General features: G+C 70.1%; 22 protein-coding genes. 12 read left to right on the top strand and 10 right to left on the bottom strand.

Annotation, left to right across the window (positions count from 1 at the left end):
* Window positions 1-10 precede the first annotated feature (10 nt).
* Both BO64_RS07435 and BO64_RS07430 read left to right on the top strand, forming a co-directional pair.
* Window positions 11-1,291 carry a NupC/NupG family nucleoside CNT transporter gene (locus tag BO64_RS07435; RefSeq protein WP_496402648.1) on the top strand — a complete coding sequence of 427 codons (1,281 nt, stop codon included), beginning with the start codon at window positions 11-13 and terminating at the stop codon, window positions 1,289-1,291.
* Between the two features lie 69 nt (window positions 1,292-1,360).
* On the top strand, window positions 1,361-1,993 hold the full coding sequence (locus BO64_RS07430; RefSeq protein WP_496402647.1) for a glutathione S-transferase family protein: 633 nt from the start codon (window positions 1,361-1,363) through the stop codon (window positions 1,991-1,993).
* Window positions 1,994-1,999: 6 nt separating this feature from the next.
* On the opposite strand, the gene BO64_RS07425 is transcribed toward BO64_RS07430, so the two are convergent.
* Entirely contained in the window at window positions 2,000-2,458 is a 459-nt protein-coding gene (locus tag BO64_RS07425; protein WP_496402646.1) for a GNAT family N-acetyltransferase, read from the bottom strand.
* A gap of 13 nt (window positions 2,459-2,471) precedes the next feature.
* On the bottom strand, window positions 2,472-2,939 hold the full coding sequence (locus BO64_RS07420) for a PaaI family thioesterase (RefSeq protein ID WP_496402645.1): 468 nt from the start codon (window positions 2,937-2,939) through the stop codon (window positions 2,472-2,474).
* Between the two features lie 106 nt (window positions 2,940-3,045).
* Between BO64_RS07420 and pcaF the strand changes: the two genes are divergently transcribed.
* From pcaF to BO64_RS07385, 7 genes are all read left to right on the top strand, one after another.
* Window positions 3,046-4,254, top strand: a complete 1,209-nt coding sequence (gene pcaF / locus BO64_RS07415) for a 3-oxoadipyl-CoA thiolase (RefSeq protein WP_496402644.1) — start codon at window positions 3,046-3,048, stop codon at window positions 4,252-4,254.
* A complete protein-coding gene (locus BO64_RS07410; RefSeq protein WP_496402643.1) occupies window positions 4,251-4,721 on the top strand; it encodes a hypothetical protein in 471 nt (156 codons plus the stop codon). Before pcaF ends, BO64_RS07410 begins: the two co-directional genes overlap by 4 nt.
* Window positions 4,718-5,266: a hypothetical protein gene (locus BO64_RS07405; RefSeq protein ID WP_496402642.1), complete on the top strand. Its 549-nt coding sequence runs from the start codon at window positions 4,718-4,720 to the stop codon at window positions 5,264-5,266. The genes BO64_RS07410 and BO64_RS07405 overlap by 4 nt, the downstream gene beginning before the upstream one ends.
* 20 nt (window positions 5,267-5,286) lie before the next feature.
* Window positions 5,287-6,435, top strand: coding sequence for an acyl-CoA dehydrogenase family protein (locus tag BO64_RS07400; RefSeq protein WP_496402641.1), 1,149 nt, complete (start codon window positions 5,287-5,289; stop codon window positions 6,433-6,435).
* Between the two features lie 2 nt (window positions 6,436-6,437).
* Window positions 6,438-6,716, top strand: a complete 279-nt coding sequence (locus BO64_RS07395; RefSeq protein WP_496402640.1) for a DUF3253 domain-containing protein — start codon at window positions 6,438-6,440, stop codon at window positions 6,714-6,716.
* A gap of 14 nt (window positions 6,717-6,730) precedes the next feature.
* Entirely contained in the window at window positions 6,731-7,762 is a 1,032-nt protein-coding gene (locus tag BO64_RS07390) for an alpha/beta fold hydrolase (protein ID WP_496402639.1), read from the top strand.
* A gap of 63 nt (window positions 7,763-7,825) precedes the next feature.
* On the top strand, window positions 7,826-8,902 hold the full coding sequence (locus BO64_RS07385) for a Leu/Phe/Val dehydrogenase (protein WP_496402638.1): 1,077 nt from the start codon (window positions 7,826-7,828) through the stop codon (window positions 8,900-8,902).
* Between the two features lie 17 nt (window positions 8,903-8,919).
* Here BO64_RS07385 and BO64_RS07380 read toward each other — a convergent pair whose 3' ends face one another.
* On the bottom strand, window positions 8,920-9,348 hold the full coding sequence (locus BO64_RS07380; protein ID WP_496402637.1) for a VOC family protein: 429 nt from the start codon (window positions 9,346-9,348) through the stop codon (window positions 8,920-8,922).
* Window positions 9,339-10,505, bottom strand: coding sequence for a transglutaminase family protein (locus BO64_RS07375; RefSeq protein WP_496402636.1), 1,167 nt, complete (start codon window positions 10,503-10,505; stop codon window positions 9,339-9,341). The genes BO64_RS07380 and BO64_RS07375 overlap by 10 nt, the downstream gene beginning before the upstream one ends.
* A gap of 80 nt (window positions 10,506-10,585) precedes the next feature.
* Here BO64_RS07375 and BO64_RS07370 point away from each other — a divergent pair, with 80 nt between their 5' ends.
* Entirely contained in the window at window positions 10,586-11,815 is a 1,230-nt protein-coding gene (locus BO64_RS07370) for a putative DNA modification/repair radical SAM protein (protein ID WP_496402635.1), read from the top strand.
* Complete coding sequence (locus BO64_RS07365; protein ID WP_496402634.1) at window positions 11,815-13,260, top strand: UdgX family uracil-DNA binding protein; 1,446 nt, start codon at window positions 11,815-11,817, stop codon at window positions 13,258-13,260. The genes BO64_RS07370 and BO64_RS07365 overlap by 1 nt, the downstream gene beginning before the upstream one ends.
* 22 nt (window positions 13,261-13,282) lie before the next feature.
* On the opposite strand, the gene BO64_RS07360 is transcribed toward BO64_RS07365, so the two are convergent.
* The 4 genes from BO64_RS07360 to BO64_RS07345 all read right to left on the bottom strand — a co-directional run bounded on the left by BO64_RS07360 (window position 13,283) and on the right by BO64_RS07345 (window position 16,670).
* The gene (locus tag BO64_RS07360) at window positions 13,283-13,600 is read right to left on the bottom strand and encodes a cupin domain-containing protein (RefSeq protein WP_496402633.1); all 318 of its coding nucleotides are present in this window, start codon (window positions 13,598-13,600) and stop codon (window positions 13,283-13,285) included.
* A gap of 86 nt (window positions 13,601-13,686) precedes the next feature.
* Window positions 13,687-14,346 carry a TetR/AcrR family transcriptional regulator gene (locus tag BO64_RS07355; RefSeq protein WP_496402632.1) on the bottom strand — a complete coding sequence of 220 codons (660 nt, stop codon included), beginning with the start codon at window positions 14,344-14,346 and terminating at the stop codon, window positions 13,687-13,689.
* A 74-nt stretch (window positions 14,347-14,420) separates the two neighbouring features.
* Complete coding sequence (locus tag BO64_RS07350) at window positions 14,421-15,599, bottom strand: vWA domain-containing protein (RefSeq protein ID WP_496402631.1); 1,179 nt, start codon at window positions 15,597-15,599, stop codon at window positions 14,421-14,423.
* A gap of 78 nt (window positions 15,600-15,677) precedes the next feature.
* Window positions 15,678-16,670: an aldo/keto reductase gene (locus tag BO64_RS07345; protein ID WP_496402630.1), complete on the bottom strand. Its 993-nt coding sequence runs from the start codon at window positions 16,668-16,670 to the stop codon at window positions 15,678-15,680.
* 95 nt (window positions 16,671-16,765) lie between these two features.
* Between BO64_RS07345 and BO64_RS07340 the strand changes: the two genes are divergently transcribed.
* Window positions 16,766-17,698: a LysR family transcriptional regulator gene (locus BO64_RS07340; RefSeq protein WP_496402629.1), complete on the top strand. Its 933-nt coding sequence runs from the start codon at window positions 16,766-16,768 to the stop codon at window positions 17,696-17,698.
* Here BO64_RS07340 and BO64_RS07335 read toward each other — a convergent pair.
* Together BO64_RS07335 and BO64_RS07330 are read right to left on the bottom strand one after the other, a co-directional pair.
* Complete coding sequence (locus tag BO64_RS07335; protein ID WP_496402628.1) at window positions 17,695-18,195, bottom strand: recombinase family protein; 501 nt, start codon at window positions 18,193-18,195, stop codon at window positions 17,695-17,697. The two genes, BO64_RS07340 and BO64_RS07335, sit on opposite strands and share 4 nt — an antisense overlap.
* A gap of 133 nt (window positions 18,196-18,328) precedes the next feature.
* Complete coding sequence (locus BO64_RS07330; protein ID WP_496402627.1) at window positions 18,329-18,886, bottom strand: GNAT family N-acetyltransferase; 558 nt, start codon at window positions 18,884-18,886, stop codon at window positions 18,329-18,331.
* Window positions 18,887-18,904: the final 18 nt, after the last annotated feature.

Below are 18,904 nucleotides of genomic sequence, written 5' to 3'. Positions count from 1 at the left end.
CGGGGGATGAATGTTCAGTCTCGCCAATGCCCAGAGCCTCGTCGGCGTCCTCGTGGTCCTCGGGCTGTGCTGGGCCATGTCGGAGAACCGGCGCAGATTTCCCTGGAAGCTCGCCATAGGCGCCATCCTCGTTCAGGGCGTCCTGGTCCTGGCGCTCTTCGGCCTCCCGGCGCTGCGGGTGGCCCTGCAAGGCGTCGGCCAGGTGGTGGACGGCCTGGCCGCCTCCACCCAGGCGGGCGTGGCCTTCGTCTTCGGCTTTCTCGCCGGGACGTCGAATCAGCCCTATCCGCTGACCGACCCCGGCTCCATGTTCGTCTTCGCCTTCCGCGTGCTGCCGGTGATCCTGGTGGTCTGCGCCCTGGCGGCCCTGCTCTGGCACTGGCGGATCCTGGTCTGGGTGACCCGCGCCTTCGGGGTGGTCTTCGAGCGGGCCATGGGCCTGCGCGGCCCGCCGGCCCTGGCCACCGCCGCCACCGTCTTCATGGGGCAGGTGGAAGGCCCGATCTTCATCCGCAGCTACCTGGCCGGCCTGTCGCGCTCGGAGCTGTTCCTGCTGATCGCCGTCGGCATGGCCTGCGTCTCGGGCTCGACCATGGTGGCCTACGCCACCATCCTGAAGGACGTCCTGCCCAACGCCGCCGCCCATGTGCTGACGGCCTCGATCATCTCAGCGCCCGCCGGGGTGCTGCTGGCCCGGATCGTCGTGCCCCGCGATCCTGATGTGGAGCAGGCCCAGGCCTACGATCCCGCCGCCTCCAAGCGCTACGAAAGCTCTATCGACGCCCTCATCAAGGGCACCACCGACGGCCTGCAGATCGTCCTCAACGTCGCCGCCACGCTGATCGTCTTCGTGGCCCTGGTGGCCATGGTGAACCTGATGCTCGGCGCGCTGCCCGACGTGGGGGGCGCGCCCCTGTCGGTGGAGCGGGCCCTGGGCTGGGTCTTCGCCCCGCTCGCCTGGGCCATCGGCGTGCCCTGGCACGACGCCCCGGCCGCCGGCTCGTTGCTGGGCGTCAAGTTGGTGCTCACCGAGTTCACCGCCTTCATCCGCATGGGCGGTATCCCGCTTGAGGCCATGGACGAGCGCTCGCGCGTGTTGATGACCTACGCCCTCTGCGGCTTCGCCAATGTCGCCTCGGTGGGCATCAACCTCGCCGGCTACACGGTGCTGGTGCCCGAGCGGCGCAACGAGGTGGTGGGCATGGTCTGGAAGGCCATGGTCGCCGGCTTCCTGGCCACCTGCCTGACGGCTTCGGTGGTGGGCCTGCTGCCCATCGGCCTGTTCGGCTGAACGCGACGCCGCTTGACCCGGAAGTGACCGGGCGTACGCTTTCCTTCTGATCAGGAAGGGAGGCCGGTCATGAAACTCTACGACACTCCGCTCGCGCCCAATCCGCGCCGGGTCCGCTGGTTCATGGCCGAGAAGGGCATCGACGACATCGAGATCGTGGTGCTCAACCTCATGGAGGCCCAGCACAAGACGCCGGAATATCTGGCCAAGGCCGGCCTGCCGAACGTGCCGATGCTCGAACTGGACAACGGGACCTGCATCACCGAGTCCGTCGCCATCTGCCGCTATCTGGAAAGCGTCTATCCCGAGCCGAACCTCATGGGCCGCACGCCCGAGGAGACGGCGGTGATCGAGATGTGGATGCGCCGGGCCGAGATGCTGGTGGCCACGCCGCTGATGATGGGGGTGCGCCACACCCATCCGGCCATGGCCGCCCTGGAGAAGCAGAACCCCGAGGTCGGCCAGCATTCGCTGCAGTCGGCGCTGAAGGCCTTGAAGGTGCTGGATCGCCGGCTGGAGGGGCGCGAGTGGCTGGCGGCCGACCGCCTCACCATCGCCGACATCATCGCCTTCACCGGCCTCGACTTCGGCCGGATGATCCGGGTGAAGCCGCCGGAGGAGCTCGCCAATGTCCGCCGCTGGCACGCCGCCATGGCCGCCCGGCCGGCCGCCGCCGCCGGCATGCCGCAGAAGGCCGCCTGACGCGGTCTAGCCGCCACGACCCCGAAGCATCTCCCAGCGCGTGCGCGAGATGCTGAGGAAGTAGTGCGTCTCGTCGACGTCGTAGTGCTCGAAGCCCTCGCGCTCGTACACCCGCCGGGCGCGGGGGTTGTCCCGCACGACATCCAGCTTCAGGCCCTCGGCGGGCGTCTCCTGGAACACCCAGTCCATGGCCTCGCGCAGCATGGCCGTCCCGAGTCCGCCGCCCGGTTCGGCCACCGCGATGCGCCGCAGGAGGACGACCGGGGCGCTGAGCTCCTGGAAGATCACGAAGCCGGCCAGGCGCTCGTCCGCGCGGACGCCGAAGTAGCGGCTGTCGGCCGAGGCGAATTCGGCCGCGTGTTCCTCGGCCGTGAACTGGCCGATGAAGGTCTCGTATCCGGGCAGCCGCTCCAGGCGCATGACCTCGGGGATGTCGGCCGAGCTGAGCGGGGAGAGCACCGCCATGCCGCTCGCCCGCCTAGCGGGGCCCCACCTTCTTCAGGACGGACGAGAAGCTCATCATCGGCTCGCCGCCGCGGCTGGCGTTCACGATCAGGCCGCGGACGAAGACCATGCTGCGCCCGGCCTTCACCACTTCGCCGGTGCATTCCACGAGGTCGCCCACCGCGGCGGAGCCCACCAGTTCGCCGTTGAAGGTGGCGGTCACCGCCCGGCTGCCTTTCAGCGCGTCCCGGGCGATGGCGAACAGGCAGAAGTCGGCGAAGGTCATCATGCAGCCGCCGTGCATGAACATTCCGCCGTTCATGTGCTTGGTCTCGGCCCGGAAGGCGCAGACCACGCCCTCGGGGCGCTCCTGGATGTAGAACGGGCCGGCCAGGTCCTCATAGGGATCGCCGCCCGGATAGTACGACCAGCCGGCCCATTCGCCTTCGGTGACCTGGGTCAGGTGAGACTCGTAGCCCTGCTGCTCGTCGCCGCCGTCCATCGTTCCTCGCGAATAACACCCGCGCGATAGGCGCCCTTGGGGTTTGCCCTCCGCGGATTCGAACACTAGTTTGCCCGCCCGCCAAAAAGCCTAGCGAGGAGCCAAGATGCAAGGCCGGACCGTCTATCTCTGCACGGGCGTTCGCACCCCGATCGGCCGCTACGGCGGGGCGCTGGCCAAGGTGCGCGCGGACGATCTGGCGGCTCATCCGCTGAAGGTGCTGATGGAGCGCCTGCCGAACGTGGACTGGGAGGCCGTGGACGAGGTGATCTACGGCTGCGTCAACCAGGCCGGCGAGGACAACCGCAACGTCGCCCGCATGGCCCTGCTGCTGGCCGGCCTGCCGCCGCGCACCCCGGGCATCACCGTCAACCGCCTCTGCGCCTCGGGCCTGGACGCCACCATCGCCGGCGCCCGGCAGATCGCCGTGGGCGAAGCCGATCTCGTCATCACCGGCGGCGTCGAGAGCATGACCCGCTCGCCGTTCGTCATGGGCAAGGCCGAGAGCGCTTTCTCGCGCAGCGCCGAGATCTTCGACACCACCATCGGCTGGCGGTTCGTGAATCCCAAGATGCAGAAGGACTACGGCGTCGACTCCATGCCGGAGACCGCCGAGAACGTGGCCTCCGACTACCAGATCGAGCGCGAGGCCCAGGACGCCTTCGCCCACCGCAGCCAGCAGCGGGTCGGCAAGGCCCGCGAGCGCGGCTTCTTCGACGGCGAGATCGCCCCCATCACCATCAAGGACCGTAAGGGCGAGACAGTGGTGGCCCAGGACGAGCATCCCCGCCCCGATACGACGCTTGAGGCGCTGAAGGGCCTGAAGCCCATCGTCCGTCCCGACGGCACGGTGACCGCCGGCAACGCCTCGGGCGTCAACGACGGCGCCGCCGCCCTGGTGCTGGCCTCGGAAGAGGCGGTGAAGAAGTACGGCCTGGAGCCTATCGCCCGCATCGAGGGCGGGGCTTCGGGCGGCGTCGCCCCGCGGATCATGGGCGTCGGCCCCGTGCCGGCGGTGGAGCGGCTCACCGGCCGCCTGGGCATTACCGCCCGGGACTTCGACGTGATCGAACTGAACGAGGCCTTCGCCGCCCAGGCCCTGGCCTGCACCCGCGCCTGGGGCCTGCCGGACGACGCCGAGCATGTGAACCCGCATGGCGGCGCCATCGCCATCGGCCACCCCCTGGGCGCCTCGGGCGCGCGTCTGGCCATCACCGCCGCCCGGGCGCTGAAGGAACGCGGCGGCGAGCGCGCCCTGGCCACCATGTGCGTGGGGGTCGGCCAGGGCTCGGCCCTGGCGCTCGCCAAGGCATGATCGGGCGGGCGGCCGCGCTTGCTGCGGCGATCCTCGTCGCCACGCCGGCCGCCGCCGAGGACGGGGTGATCCGCGTGGGGCTCGGCCAGAAGGTCACCGTCGCCATCACCCCCGACGGGCGTCCCGGCGCGACGACCGTCGAGGCCGTGTCCGAAGCCGAGGCTGCGCCGCCGAGGCCGGGGCAGGGCCGTTTCGCCGATCCGCCGGAAGGGACGCTCGTCCTGATCCTCGGGCGCGAAGGCGATCGGCTGCACCTGAAGCTGGAGAGCGGCGTGTCCAGGGCCTTCGACTATCGGGGCGAGCTGATCACCGGCGGGCGCCGGACGCCGGCCCGGGTTTGCACGGCCCTGCCGCTGATGGCCAACTACGAGCAGTGGCCCGCCGGCGCTGAGGCCGTGGAGATCTCGCAGCTCCGCTTCCGGGCCACCAACGAGGTCACATGTTCGCCGCCGGAGGGTGGCCCATGAGCATGATGATGCTGTCCGTTCTCTTAGCGCTGGCTGCGCCGCCCGCCGCGCCCGTGGCCACCGCCCCCAAGGCGCCGGCCGCTCCGGCCGCAAGACTCTCCATCCCGCTCAAGTCCGAGACGCGGGTCGATGGTGAGAGGCTGCAGATCGTGCTCGGCCAGAGGGCTCTTTTCCGGCTCGACGACAAGGGCCTGCCGGTGCTGCTCAAGGTCGAGAACGGGCAGCTTGCCGAGGCGCATCCCCCTGGCGCGGCGATACGGCCATTCGGTCCGCCCCCGGATGGCCAGATCGCCGCCGCCCTTGATGCCTCGGCCGAAAAGCGCGTCGCGGTGCTGAAGATCTGGAACCGCACTTCCAAACCGCTGGACTACCGCGCCATCCAGTTTGTGAAGCAGCGTGGAGATGGTGTTCTGGCTGGCGTTGCGCTGCCGCCAGGCTGCTCCGTGCCGCCGCGCAGCGTTCATACCGAGAGTTGGCCTCGGCCTGTGGTGGCCGTGGGCCTCGGCCGCTTCAGGGAAGCGGTCGCAACCAAAGCCTGCTCCTAAGAGACGAAGGGGATATCCGCATGGCGCTCGACGCCGAAACCCGCGACCAGCTCATCGACACCGTCCGTCGCTTCGTCAGCGAACGCCTGCGCCCGCTGGAGGCCAAGGTGGCGGAAGAGGACGCCATGCCGGACGACGTCGTTGAGGAGATGAAGGGCCTCGGCCTCTTCGGCCTTTCGATCCCCGAGGAGTACGGCGGCCTGGGCCTGTCCATGGAGGATGAGTGCCTGGTGGTCATCGAGATGGGCCGCACCAGCCCGGCCTTCCGCTCCACCTTCGGCACCAATGTCGGCATCGGCTCCCAGGCCCTGGTGATGTTCGGCACCGAGGCCCAGAAGGCCAAGTACCTGCCCGGTATCGCCTCGGGCGAGATCATCACCTCCTTCGCCCTGACCGAGCCCGAGGCCGGTTCGGACTCCGCCTCGGTCCAGACCCGGGCGGTGCGCGACGGCGACCACTATGTGCTGAACGGCTCCAAGCGGTTCATCACCAACGCCAACAAGGCCCACCTCTTCACCGTCATGGCCCGCACCGACCCCTCGAAGCCCGGCGCCGGCGGCGTCTCGGCCTTCCTGGTGCCGCGGGACGCCCCCGGCCTGTCGGTGGGCAAGCCCGAGAAGAAGATGGGCCAGCAGGGCGCCCACGTCTGCGACGTCATCTTCGACAACGTCCGCGTCCCGGCCGAGAACCTGATTGGCGCCGAGGGCGAGGGCTTCAAGGTGGCCATGCAGGTGCTGGACAAGGGCCGGCTGCACATTTCGGCCCTGTGCGTGGGCGTGGCCGAGCGCCTGATCGCCGACTGCGTGGCCTATGCCGCCGAGCGCAAGCAGTTCGGCCAGCCGCTGTCCGCCTTCCAGCTCGTCCAGGGCATGATCGCCGACTGCAAGACCGAGGCCCTGGCGGCCCGGGCGCTGACGCTGGAGACCGCCCGCAAGCGCGACGCCGGCGAGAACGTCACCATGGAAGGGGCGGCGGCCAAGTACTTCGCCTCCGAGATGGTGGGCCGCGTGGCCGACAAGGCCGTGCAGATCTTCGGCGGCGCCGGCTACATCACCGAGTACGGCATCGAGCGCTTCTACCGCGACGTGCGCATCTTCCGGATCTACGAGGGCACCAGCCAGATCCAGCAGGTGATCATCGCCCGCGAGACCATGAAGCGGGGCGGCTGAGGATGAGCCAGGCCGTCGAGGACGCCATCTTCGACCTTCTGGCCAAGGTCCCGCCGGGCAAGTCCGTTTCGCCCGAGGACGTGGCCAAGGCCGTGGACGCCGCCGGCTGGCGGCGCGAGCTGGGCAAGGTCCGGCCGGTGGCGGTGGGCCTCGCCCGCGCCGGACGGCTGGTGATCCTGCGCCACAACAAGCCCGCCGACCCCGAGAAGTTCAAAGGGGTCTGGCGGATGCGCCTGCCGCTGGAGGGCGATCCGCCGCCCGTGGCGGCTGAGGCCGAGTAAAGGCGGAGCGGGCCGTGGCGCGCCTCGCCGCCCTGCTGGTCTCGCTTCTCCTGCTGGGCGCCTGCACCACCATGGCCGTGCAGGCGCCGGCCCAGCCGCCGGCCGGCTACCGCGGGCCCTACATTGGCGACGAGGTGGTGGCGAGCTTCGACGGCGCGCTGCTGGGCCTCTCGAAGTGGGAGGCCACGGGCCAGTATGCGGGGCGGCCCTGGGCGGTGATCGTCGCCCTCCACGGCATGAACGACTACGCCAACGCCTTCCACTTGGCCGCGCCCTGGTGGGCCGGGCAGGGCGTGACCACCTACGCCTACGACCAGCGCGGCTTCGGCCGCTCGCCCGGCCGCGGCGTCTGGGCCGGCCGCGATCTCATGGTGGAGGACCTGCGCACCGTCGTCGCCCTGGCCCGGGCGAAGCACCCCGAGGCCCTGATCGTGGTGGCGGGCGAGAGCATGGGCGGAGCCGTGGCCGCCGCCGCCTTCGCCTCGGACCGACCGCCCGCCGCCGACCGGCTGGTGCTGCTGGCGCCGGCCGTCTGGGGCTGGCGCGATCAGGCCCTGCCCAACAAGACCCTGCTGTGGCTGGCGGCCAACTTCACCGCCTCGAAGGTCTATACGCCGCCCCGCTGGCTCACCGCCCGGGTCAGGCCCACCGACAACGACGCCGAGCTGATCGCCATGGGCAGGGACCCGCTGATGATCTGGGGCGCCCGGAGTGATGCGCTCTACGGCCTCGTGGACCTGATGGACGACGGCGCCGACAGCATCGGCCGCATCGGCGTGCCGACCCTCTACCTCTACGGCGCCAACGACCAGATCATCCCCAAGCACGCCGCCTTCCGGGCGGCCTCCCGCCTGCGGCCGGGCCAGCGCAGCGCCTACTACGCCCGCGGCTATCACCTGCTGACCCGCGACCTGCAGGGGCCGGCGGTCTGGGCGGATGTGCTTGCCTTCCTCAGGGACAAGGACGCTCCCCTGCCGTCGGGCGCTCCACCGATCCCGACCGCGAAGAGCCGTGATGGAGCCGAACGGCGGTCAGCGGGGTTGTGACGTGTGTCCCCAGGGCGTAGAGCTTGGGGCGAAAACATTGCTTCTCACGGCGAAGAGTGCGGCATGACCTTGTTCGATTCTCCGGCTTTCGAGGGACATGAAGGCGTCCATGCCTTCTATGATGCGAAAACCGGCCTCAAGACCATCATCGCCGTCCATTCCACCGCCCGCGGCCCGGCCGCCGGCGGCTGCCGCATGTGGGACTATCCCACCGCCGAGGACGCCCTCGCTGACGCCCTGAAGCTGTCCCGGGCCATGTCCTACAAGAACGCCATGGCCGACCTGGAGCTGGGCGGCGGCAAGAGCGTCATCATGGGCGACGCCCGCACCCAGAAGACGCCGGCCCTGTTCGAGGCGTTCGGCCGGGCCGTGGAGGCGGTGGGCGGCCGGTACTGGACCGCCGAGGACGTGGGCGTCTCGCCCGCCGACCTGATGCACGCCCGCAAGCACACCCGCTATGTGGCCGGCCTTGAGGGCCATCCGGCCGCCTCGGGCGATCCCAGCCCGGTCACCGCCGAGGGCGTGTTCCGGGGCGTGCGCCTGTGCGTGCGCCGGGCGCTGAACCGCGACCTCGACGGCGTCACCGTCGCCATCCAGGGCGTCGGCCATGTGGGCGGCTACCTCGCCCAGAAGCTGCATGCGGCTGGGGCCCGGCTGATCATCGCCGACGTGAACCGCGAGGCGGTCGAGCGCATCGCCGCCGCCACCGGCGCCCAGGTGGCTGCCCCCTCGGCCATCTTCGACGCCCCCGCCGACGTCTTCGCGCCCTGCGCCATGGGCGGGGCGCTGAACCTCGACACCCTGGCGCGGCTGCAGGCGCGGATCATCGCCGGCGCCGCCAACAACCAGCTGGCCGACGCCGACACCGGCCGGATGATCTTCGAGAAAGGCCTGCTCTACGCCCCCGACTACGTGATCAACGGCGGCGGCATCATCAATGTCGCCGGCGAGATCCGCGCCCTGGAGCGCGGCGAGGCCTTCGATCCGGCCTGGGTGGACGCCAAGCTGGATCGCCTTTCCCGGACCCTCGACGAGGTGCTGGAGCAGGCCGCCCGCGAACGGCGGCCCACCCACGAGGTGGCCAATGAGATCGCCCGCGCCCGCATCGCCGGCCCCTCCGGAGCCCGCGCGGCCGCGTAAGTCGGGCCGGGGCGGGGCTAGGCCGTCTCGATCTCCATGTGCGCGCCCTGGGCGATGGCGGCGGAGTCCATCCACATCACTTCCAGGACGTGGCCGTCTGGGTCCTGGAAGCTGACCCCGTACATGAACCCGTGGTCCTGGGGCGGCATCCATTCCGAGCCGCCGTTCGCCAGGGCCTTCTGCAGGAAGGCGTCCACCTCGGCGCGGTCGGCGGCCGACAGGCAGATCAGCGTCTCCTTGTCTCGGGTCACGTCGGCGATGCCGCCCCGCACGAACTGGCTGAAGTGGTCGTGGGTCAGCATCATGAAGACGATGTTCTCCTCGATCTCCACGGCGGCGCTCTGGTCGCTGGTGAACTGCGGGTTCAGCGGAAAGCCGAGCCCCGTGTAGAAGCGCTTCGTCGCTTCCAGGTCCTTCACCGGCAGGTTCACGAAGATCATCCGCATCGGGGCGGCCTCCTTTGGGGCGTGTTGGCGTCCGCAGGACGAACGGGAGCCGCCAGTCCCGACAACAGTCCGGGCGCGCCCTGTCGCGCCCCGGCGGTCAATGGGCTTGCCGGGACGTGGAGCTGCGGGGCTCGCGCGGCCGCTGCTGCGGCGGGGCGGGCTTCTGGCCGTGCTGCGGACTCGTCGCCGCCTTCGGGATGGTGAAGCCGGTCAGGGTGTTCTGCTGGGGAAGGCCGTGCGTCATGGGGACCTCCGTCTCTGCGCCCCTCAGCATGACTCCAGGCGGCCTCGGGAGGCGAATCGTCCGGCCGCACATCCACGTGAACGGTCAGCCGCGCCTCGCCGCCGTCGCCGACGATCGCCCCCGAGATCGGCGTCGCCTCCGCGGGCGTGCGGGCCACCGCCACCGGGATCAGGTCTTCGCTCTCGGCCAGGCCGTTGGTGGGGTCGAACTCGGTCCAGCCGAGGTCGGGCAGGAACACTTCGCACCAGGCGTGGGTCGCCCCGGCCCCGCGGATGTCGTCGTGGCCTGGCGAGTAGAGGTAGCCGGTGACGAACCTGGCCGCATAGCCCAGCCGCCGCAGCGCCTCGACCATCAGCCAGGCGAAGTCGCGGCAGGTGCCCGAGCCGGTCTGCACGGTGAAGGCCGGGTCCTGGGCGGCCCCGAGGTCCCGGGCCAGGTAGTCGAACTCGTCCCGGATGGAGCGGTTGAGCCGCATCAGGAAGTCCAGGGCCGGCTCGTGCGGGCTGCCCACCCGGGCGCGAAGCCATTTCAGCAGCACCCCGTCCGGGTCCTCGGTCACCGGCTCCACGAACGGCGACAGCACCGAGCGGTCAGTGGGGGCGTAGACGATGGGCGTGGCCGTCTGGGGATCGCGGATAGGAAGGTCCGCCAGGGGCGCCGGATAGCGCTCGATGACCAGCTCGCTGATGATCGACAGGGCGGTGCTCTCGCCGGTGGGCGTGAAGCTGCACACCGAATTGCCCAGGGCGTCGTAGAGCCAGCGGGTGTCGCCTGGAGGCGAGACGGTCATCACCGCCGCCGCCACCCGGATCGCGTGGCTGTCCCGTGGGCGCAGGAGCATACGATGGGGCGCAAAGCCCACGGGCCGTTCGTAGGTGTAGAGCGTCTCGTGACGGATGCGCAGCCTGACCATGGGGGCGGAACCAATCTGTCGCAGGCCGGTTCCGCCGAATGCGCCTCGACGGAACAAAAGCAGAACTTTAGGGTGTGCCTATGGCGGTTCTCGACCTCAAGCGCAAGCTCGCCATTCTCTCCGACGCGGCCAAGTACGACGCCTCCTGCGCCTCATCGGGGAGCGTGAAGCGCGACTCCGCCGGGGGGAAAGGCGTGGGCTCCACCGACGGCGGCATGGGCATCTGTCACGCCTATGCGCCCGACGGCCGCTGCATCAGCCTCCTGAAGATCCTGCTGACCAACTTCTGCATCTACGACTGCGCCTATTGCGTGAACCGGGTCAGCTCGAACACGCAAAGGGCCCGCTTCACCGCCGAGGAGGTCGTCGACCTCACCCTGGGCTTTTACAAGCGCAACTACATCGAAGGGCTGTTCCTCTCCTCGGGCATCATCCGCAGCGCCGACTACACCATGGAGCAGATGGTGCGGGTGGCGAAGCTGCTGCGCGAGGTCCACGACTTCCGCGGCTACATACACCTGAAGGTGATCCCCGAGGCCTCGCCCGCCCTGGTCAACGAGGCGGGGCTCTATGCCGACCGTCTGTCGATCAACATCGAGCTGCCCAAGGACGAGAGCCTGGCCAGGTTCGCTCCCGAGAAGGACCTCGCCGGCATCAAGAAGGCCATGGGCGCCGTGCGGGTGGGGGTTGAGGCGGCCAAGGAGCCAGCCCGCAGGACCAGGCCGCCGCGCTTTGCTCCGGCCGGCCAGTCCACCCAGATGATCGTCGGCGCCGACGGGGCCTCCGATGGCGAGATCCTCAAGCGTTCCGAGACTCTCTACGGCGCCTACCGGCTGCGGCGGGTCTATTACTCGGCCTTCTCGCCCATCCCGGATTCCACCGCCCGCCTGCCGCTCCAGCGGCCGCCGCTGGTGCGCGAGCACCGGCTCTATCAGGCCGACTGGCTGATGCGCTTCTACGGTTTCTCCCGGGCCGAGATCGTCGCCGAGGGCGAGGACCTGGATCTGTTGGTGGATCCCAAGCTCGCCTGGGCGCTCCGCAACCGCGGCGACTTTCCCGTCGATCTCAACGCCGCCGACCGCGAACGGCTGCTGCGGGTGCCGGGGCTGGGCGTCAGGGCCTGCGACCGCATCCTCGACCTGCGCCGCCACAAGCGGATCACCCTCGATGACCTGAAGCGGCTTTCCCGGGGGATCGCCCGGCTCAAGCCCTTCGTCGTCACCGACGACTGGCGGCCCGGCGGGCTCACCGACGCCGCCGACCTCAAGGCCCGCCTGTCTCCGCCGCCCCGGCAGCTGGAGCTGTTCTGATGCAGGTGGTCCGCCTCGCCTCCGAGACCGACTTCTCCGGCTGGCGGGCGGCGGCCCGGCGCCTGCGCGCCGCCCACATCCCGCCCGAGGCGACGCTCTGGACCGTCGATGGCGACGCCAGCCTGTTCGCGCCGGGGCAGGACGCGCCCGAGCCGGCCGACGGCGGGGCGGCCTTCACCGTCCCCCGCGAGTTCGTGGACCTCGCCGCCCAAGTGATCCTGCACCGCTCGGACGAGCGCTTCGCTCTCCTGTACCGGCTGCTCTGGCGGCTGCAGGACGAGCCGAGCCTGCTGCGCATCAGCCCCGACCCGGGCGTGGCTCGGGCCCGCCTCTACGCCCAGGCGGTCTCCAAGGCGGCCCACAAGATGAAGGCCTTCGTCCGCTTCCGGCGGGTGGAGGACGCCGAGTCTTCCGAGGGTGAGACCTTCGTCGCCTGGTTCGAGCCGGCCCACAGGGTCACCGAGGCGGCGGCGCCCTTCTTCGTCCGGCGCTTCGCCAACATGCGCTGGTCGATCCTGACCCCCGACGTCTGCGCTCACTGGGACCTGAAGGAACTGGTCTTCACCCCAGGCGCCGACCCTGCCGACGCGCCCAGCGCCGACGCTTTGGAGGATTACTGGCGCACCTACTACGCCTCGATCTTCAACCCGGCCCGGCTGAAGGTCGCGGCCATGCAGAAGGAGATGCCCAAGCGCTACTGGCGGAACCTGCCGGAAGCGGGGCTCATTCCCGAACTGATCGCCCAAGCCGAGGCGAGGACGAGCGAGATGGTCCGCCAGGCCCCTTCAGAACCCGAGCGCCGCATCGTCCGGGCCGCCCTGCGCGCCAACCGCGACGCGCCCTATGACGGCCGGCCCGCGGCCAGCCTCGAGGAGGTCGCCGCCGGGGTGCAGCTGTGCCGGCGCTGCGACCTGTGGCGCGAGGCCACCCAGGGCGTGCCGGGGGAGGGGCCCAGCAGCGCGAGGCTGATGTTCGTCGGGGAGCAGCCGGGCGACCAGGAGGACCTCGCCGGCCGTCCCTTCGTCGGCCCCGCGGGCCAGATGCTCGACCGCGCTCTTGGCGAGGCCAGGGTGCCCCGGGCCGAGACCTACGTCACCAATGCGGTGAAGCACTTCAAGCACGAGCTGCGCGGCAAGAGGCGCATCCACCAGACCCCCAACACCGCCGAGGTCTCTGCCTGCCGCTGGTGGCTGGACGCCGAGCGGCGCCTCGTCCGCCCGCGGGTGGTGGTGGCCCTGGGCGCCACCGCGGGCCTCGCCGTATTCGGAAAGCCCACGCCCATCGCCAAATTCCGCCAGCAGGCGCTTCAGCTGCCTGACCAGGGCCAGGGCGTGGTCACCTACCACCCGTCCTATCTGCTCCGCGTCCCCGACGCCGAGGCCAAGGCGAGGGCCTACGCCCTGTTCGTGGAGGACCTGCGCTTCGCCTGGTCGCTCGCCGGCTGAGGCGCGAGCCTGTCGGGCGGGCCTAGATCGAGCCTTCCTTCTCGATCACCAGCACCCGGGCGGCCCCGATCGGGTGGGCCACGTGGGCGTCGCCCGCCTCGGCGATGAACATGTCGGCGGGACCGAGGCGCACCGACCGCTCGGCGCCGTCCTGGCGGTAGCGCATCTCCACCTCGCCCTCGAGCACCAGGAACACCTCCGCCCCGTCGTTGACGTGCCAGTCGTACGGCTGGTCGGTCCAGTGCAGGCGCACGCTGGCGCCCTCGACCAGGGCGAGGTCCCGCGCGCCCCAGGCGTGGTCGGCGGTGAAGCTCTTGGCGTCGGTGATGATCTTCGGCATGGCCCGCCATATGGCGGAGCTTGTTTTCCGCGCCAGAGGCCCGGCGCGGATCACGCGATCTTTGTCCGGATTGGTGGGGTGCGGCCCTAGGCCAGGAACCCCGCCTCGGCGAAGTCCAGCATCCGGGTCAGCAGGGCCTGCACGTCGCCCTCGCGGGTGAGGCCGCCCGACAGGTGGTGCAGGCGGTCGAACTCGGCGAAGCGGTTGTTGTGGACCATGCCCAGCACGAAGTGCAGCCGCCAGTAGACGTCTTCCTTCGGCAGGTCGGGCCGCGCCGCCAGCAGGGCGTCGGCGAAGCGGGCGAGGTGGCTGACGTCGTTGCGCAGCACCTCCTTCATCTCCTCGGTCCCCTCGGAGCGGGCGCGGATAATGAACTGGATGGAGATGCGGCGGTCGTTGTCCGGCGCCGACCAGCGCAGCGGCGGGGCGAAATAGGCCTCGAGGATCTCCCGCACCGGCGGCTTGCCGTCATGCCGGGCGTTGGCCTCGTGCAGCAGCCGGGCGCGCTCGCGGTTCAGCTCGGCCGTCCGCCGCCTGAAGATCTCGAAGAGCAGGGCGTCCTTCGAGCCGAAGTGATAGTTCACGCTGGCGAGATTCACTCCCGCCTCGGCGGTGATGTCCCGCACCGAGACGTTCTGGAACCCGTTCAGGGCGAACAGCCGCTCTGCCGCATTGAACACCGCGGCCTTGGTGGCGGCCTGTGTCTCCTCGGTCTCGGGCGCGTCCTGGATCAGGGGATCGGTCATGGGAATCCCTTAAACATTCCCGCAGCCTAGGCTGATCCGGTTCAACCGCCCACCCCCGGCCTTTGGGCGCGCTCCTAGCGCGCCAGCTCCTTCATGGCCTTCTCCAGGCCCTCGATGGTCAGCGGGAACATGCGGTCGCCCACCAGCTGTTTGATGACGCCGATCGAGGGCGTGTAGTCCCAGTGCCGCTCGGCCGTGGGGTTCAGCCACACCACGTGCTCGTAGATCTGGGTCACCCGGTCGAGCCAGACGGCCCCCGGCTCCTCGTTCCAGTGCTCCACCGAGCCGCCCGGATAGGTGATCTCGTAGGGGCTCATGGTGGCGTCGCCGACGAAGATGACCTTGTAGTCGTGCGGGAACTTGTGGAGCACGTCCCAGGTCGGGATCTTCTCGGTGTGCCGGCGGCGGTTGTCCTTCCACACGGCCTCGTAGAGGCAGTTGTGGAAGTAGTAGAACTCCATGTTCTTGAACTCGGCCCGGGCGGCGCTGAACAGCTCCTCGCAGACCTTGATGTGGCTGTCCATCGAGCCGCCGATGTCGAAGAAGATCAGCACGCTGATCTTGTTGCGGCGCTCGGGGCGCAGGTGGATGTCGAGATAGCCCTTCTCGGCCGTCCCCTTGATGGTGCCGTCCAGGTCCAGCTCCTCGGGGGCGCCGTCGCGCACCCACCGCCGCAGCCGGCGCAGGGCCACCTTGATGTTGCGGGTGCCGAGCTCGACCTGGTCGTCCAGGTTCTTGTACTCGCGCTTGTCCCAGACCTTCACCGCCTTGCCGTGGCGGCTCTTGTCCTGGCCGATGCGCACGCCCTCGGGGTTGTAGCCGTTGGCGCCGAACGGCGAGGTGCCGCCGGTGCCGATCATCTTGTTGCCGCCCTCGTGGCGCTTCTTCTGCTCGCGGATGCGCTCGGCCAGCGCCTCCATCAGCTTGTCGAAGCCGCCCATGGCCTCGATCTGGGCCTTCTCTTCCTCGGTGAGGAACTTCTCCGACAGCTTGCGCAGCCATTCGGCGGGGATGTCGGCGGCCAGGTCCTCGCCCTCGACCCGCTCCAGGCCCTTGAACACATGGCCGAACACCCGGTCGAACTTGTCGAGGTTCTTCTCGTCCTTCACCAGGGCGGCGCGGGACAGGTAGTAGAAGTCGTCCACCGACCGGTCGATGACGGCCTTGTCCAGGCCCTCCATCAGGGCGAGGTACTCCTTCAGCGTCACCGGAACCCGGGCTTCGCGGAGTTCGGTGAAGAAGCGCATGAACATCGGGGCGGGCTCTCGAACGTCCGTTTGAACGCGAAGGATGCGGCCCCTGATCCCCGATGTCCAGTACGCCGAACGCGGTCAGCCTTTCTCGCTGTCCAGCATCGCCATCATGGGGCTGGCGTAGCGGTCGCCGGCGGCCGCGCCCTTGGGTACGGCGGCCTCGAAGGCGGCCAGGGCGTCGGGCCCGAGGTCGGCCTCCAGCGCCCCTAGGGCTTCCGCCAGCCGGTCCCGCCGCCGGGCGCCGATCAGGGGGACGATATCCTCCCCGCGCGAGGCGACCCAGGCGATGGCGGCCTGGGCCGGGGTCACCCCCGCCGCCTGCGCCGCCGCCCTCAGGGCCTCGGCCAGCTTGAGGTTCTTCGCCAGGTTCTCCCCCTGGAACCGCGGGGCGGCGGCGCGGAAGTCCCGCCCGGAGGGCGCCGTGGTCATGTGCCCGCCGATCAGGCCGCGGGAGAGGACGCCATAGGCGGTGACGCCGATGCCCAGCTCTCGGCACGTGTCGAGCACGCCGCCCTCGATGCCCCGCGACAGCAGACTGTATTCGATCTGCAGGTCGCTGATGGGATGAACCGCCGCGGCCCGGCGGATGGTTTCCGAGCCCACCTCCGACAGGCCGATATGGCGCACATAACCCGCCTGCACCAGCTCGGCGATGGCCCCGATTGTGTCCTCGATGGGGACCGCCGGGTCCAGGCGCGCGGGCCGGTAGATGTCGATATGGTCGACCCTCAGCCGCTGCAGGGAATAGGCGATGGCGCTCTTGGTGGCGATCGGCCGGGCGTCATAGCCCAGGAACGTCCCGTCCGCGGACCTCAGGGCGCCGTACTTCACGCTCAGCACCAGGTCTTCCCGGCGGTGGCGCTTCAGCGCCTCGCCGATCAGCATTTCGTTGTGGCCCATGCCGTAGAAGTCGCCCGTGTCGAGCAGGGTGATCCCCGCTTCTACCGCCGCGTCGATGGTGGCCAGGCTCTCGGCCCGGTCCGCGGGCCCATACATGTCCGACATGCCCATGCACCCCAGGCCCAGGGCCGAGACCTCGGGGCCGGTCTTGCCAAGCTTGCGCGTCTGCATCGTTCGCTCCTCGCATCTGCTGGCCAAAAGCTAGAACTGGGCTTTGCTTCCGATAATCAGCATTGTTCCTCACGGACTGTGCGGAAATTCGAACAATGACCGGACCTGTGGATCGGCTTGACCTGGAGGCCCTGGCCGCCTTCGCGGCCATCGCCCGGCATCGCAATTTCCGCCGGGCGGCGGTGGAGCGGGGCGTGTCGGCCTCCACCCTCAGCGCCACCCTGCGTGATCTCGAAAGCCGTCTGGGCGTGCGGCTTCTCAACCGCACCACCCGCAGCGTCGCCCTCACCGACGCGGGCGCCGCCCTGCTGGCGCGCCTGCAGCCGGCCCTGGCCGAGATCCGCGAGGCGGTGTCGGAGGCCCGCTCCGCCCAGGCCGAACCTTCGGGCGCCCTGCGCATCAACGCCCCGCAGCCGGCGGCGGACCTTGTACTGGGGCCGCTGCTGGCCCGCTTCCTCGCCGCCTATCCCGCCGTGCAGGTGGAGGTGATGGTCGAGAGCGCCTTCGTGGACATCGTGGCCGAGGGCTATGACGCCGGCGTCCGCTGGGGGGAGAGCCTGGCCCAGGACATGGTGGCCGTCTCCCTGGGGCCGCCGCAGCGCTATGTGGCGGTCGCCACGCCCGACCTCTTGCGGCGGGTCGGGCGGCCTGAGCATCCCCGCGACCTCCTGAGCCGGCCCTGCCTGCGCGGCCGCTTCCCCAGCGGGGCCGACCTGCCGTGGGAGTTCTCGCGGGGCGGCGAGACCGTGCGCCTCGTCCCACAGGGGCCGCTGGTCTCCAACAACCCTCAACTCCAGATGCAGGCCGCCCTGGCGGGGCTCGGCTTCCTGCTCACCTTCGACGGCTACGCCCAGCCCTATCTCGACGACGGGCGGCTGGTGGAGGTTCTGGAAGACTGGTCCGACGTCTTCCCCGGACCCTTCCTCTACTATCCCAGCCGGCGGGCCCTGCCTTCGCCGCTCAGGGCCTTCGTGGACTTCGTGCAGGCCAGCCGCCGCGGCGCGGCCGGGCAGGGGACAGGCGCCTAGGCCTGAGCCTCGATCTCGCGCAGCTTGCGCCAGACGGTCATGCGCGAGACGCCGAGGCGCCGGGCGATCTCCACCGGGCCCATGCCGGCCCGCCGCAAAGCGCGGATCTGCTGCGCCTCGGCGGTCACGCCCCGGCGCCGCCGCGGTCCGGCCTGGTCCAGGGCGCCCACCGCCTGCAGCACCGCCCGCAGCGCGCGGCCGCTCTCGCCCTGGCTGCTGATCTGGGCGTCGGCCACATAGAGGCTCGCGCCCCGGGCCTCCAGGCGGGAGACCACGTCCAGCAGCTCATGGCTGGTGCGGGCCAGGTGCGCAAGCTTGCCGACCACGAGCTGGTCGCCCTCGCCGATGAAGTCGAGGATGGAATTGAGCACCGGCGAGACCGCGCCCAGGCCGAAGCGCTCTTCGGAGCGGATCACTTGGCACCCCAGGGCTTCCAGCGCCGCAATCTGCTGATCCAGATCCTCATCGCCCAGCCGAACATAGCCGATCTTGAGCATGCCGCGCCGGCCTCCCCGGGAACTCTCACTCGTCCCTGAAGAGTCCCAGAACCGCTTCCGGAAGTGAAGGCGCCGGCAGGTTAAATCTCGGCAATAAAAGACCCGCGTTCACGGCGGATTTCGAGTATTGGCGTTACGCGATCTGGAATTTGGGCGGGTTCGCGGCGAAACTCTCCGCGCTGCGCCGGAGGATGAACTCGTCGTCCACCGTATCGCCCACGTGAAAGCCGTAGCCGCCGACCTTCTCGAAACCCTGGCGGGCGTAGAACCGCTGGGCCCCGTAGTTTTCGGACCAGACGCCGATCCACACCGTTCGCGGCCCATTCGCCTGGAGCCAGGCCATCACCTCGCCAAAGAGCCTCAGGCCGAGGCCTGCGCCCTGGTAGTCCTTCAGGAAATAGATCCGCTTCAGCTCCCCGCACGCCGGGGTTACTTCGGGGTGGGGCAGGTTGCAGGGACCGGCCAGGGCGTAGCCCACCGCCGCGCCATCCGCCTCCACCAGCCACGAGGCCTTCTGCGGGTCGGCCAGGTCCGCGCGGGTGCGTTCGAGGTCATAGGCCTCGGCCAGATAGGCGGCCAGGTCCTGGGGCGGATAAAGGTGGCCGAAGGTCTCGGTGAAGGTGCGCGCCCCGAGGGCGGAGAGGGTTTCGGCGTCGGCCGGGCCGGCGCGGCGGATGACGGCGTCGTTCATGGGGCTCCAGCGCTCGCG

It is taken from the genome of Phenylobacterium composti DSM 19425, from assembly GCF_059568645.1.
The sequence above is the reverse complement of the archived record's forward strand: the minus strand, read 5'-3'. Positions and strand labels throughout refer to the sequence as shown.

Coding starts and splice junctions, on each gene's coding strand:
- BO64_RS07330 (WP_496402627.1), bottom strand. CDS start 18,886: ATGAACGACGCCGTCATCCGCCGCGCCGGCCCGGCCGACGCCGAAACC.
- BO64_RS07395 (WP_496402640.1), top strand. CDS start 6,438: ATGAGCCAGGCCGTCGAGGACGCCATCTTCGACCTTCTGGCCAAGGTC.
- BO64_RS07370 (WP_496402635.1), top strand. CDS start 10,586: ATGGCGGTTCTCGACCTCAAGCGCAAGCTCGCCATTCTCTCCGACGCG.
- BO64_RS07400 (WP_496402641.1), top strand. CDS start 5,287: ATGGCGCTCGACGCCGAAACCCGCGACCAGCTCATCGACACCGTCCGT.
- BO64_RS07405 (WP_496402642.1), top strand. CDS start 4,718: ATGAGCATGATGATGCTGTCCGTTCTCTTAGCGCTGGCTGCGCCGCCC.
- BO64_RS07335 (WP_496402628.1), bottom strand. CDS start 18,195: ATGCTCAAGATCGGCTATGTTCGGCTGGGCGATGAGGATCTGGATCAG.
- pcaF (WP_496402644.1), top strand. CDS start 3,046: ATGCAAGGCCGGACCGTCTATCTCTGCACGGGCGTTCGCACCCCGATC.
- BO64_RS07365 (WP_496402634.1), top strand. CDS start 11,815: ATGCAGGTGGTCCGCCTCGCCTCCGAGACCGACTTCTCCGGCTGGCGG.
- BO64_RS07430 (WP_496402647.1), top strand. CDS start 1,361: ATGAAACTCTACGACACTCCGCTCGCGCCCAATCCGCGCCGGGTCCGC.
- BO64_RS07375 (WP_496402636.1), bottom strand. CDS start 10,505: ATGGTCAGGCTGCGCATCCGTCACGAGACGCTCTACACCTACGAACGG.
- BO64_RS07340 (WP_496402629.1), top strand. CDS start 16,766: ATGACCGGACCTGTGGATCGGCTTGACCTGGAGGCCCTGGCCGCCTTC.
- BO64_RS07345 (WP_496402630.1), bottom strand. CDS start 16,670: ATGCAGACGCGCAAGCTTGGCAAGACCGGCCCCGAGGTCTCGGCCCTG.
- BO64_RS07350 (WP_496402631.1), bottom strand. CDS start 15,599: ATGTTCATGCGCTTCTTCACCGAACTCCGCGAAGCCCGGGTTCCGGTG.
- BO64_RS07410 (WP_496402643.1), top strand. CDS start 4,251: ATGATCGGGCGGGCGGCCGCGCTTGCTGCGGCGATCCTCGTCGCCACG.
- BO64_RS07420 (WP_496402645.1), bottom strand. CDS start 2,939: ATGGACGGCGGCGACGAGCAGCAGGGCTACGAGTCTCACCTGACCCAG.
- BO64_RS07385 (WP_496402638.1), top strand. CDS start 7,826: ATGACCTTGTTCGATTCTCCGGCTTTCGAGGGACATGAAGGCGTCCAT.
- BO64_RS07425 (WP_496402646.1), bottom strand. CDS start 2,458: ATGGCGGTGCTCTCCCCGCTCAGCTCGGCCGACATCCCCGAGGTCATG.
- BO64_RS07355 (WP_496402632.1), bottom strand. CDS start 14,346: ATGACCGATCCCCTGATCCAGGACGCGCCCGAGACCGAGGAGACACAG.
- BO64_RS07360 (WP_496402633.1), bottom strand. CDS start 13,600: ATGCCGAAGATCATCACCGACGCCAAGAGCTTCACCGCCGACCACGCC.
- BO64_RS07380 (WP_496402637.1), bottom strand. CDS start 9,348: ATGCGGATGATCTTCGTGAACCTGCCGGTGAAGGACCTGGAAGCGACG.
- BO64_RS07435 (WP_496402648.1), top strand. CDS start 11: ATGTTCAGTCTCGCCAATGCCCAGAGCCTCGTCGGCGTCCTCGTGGTC.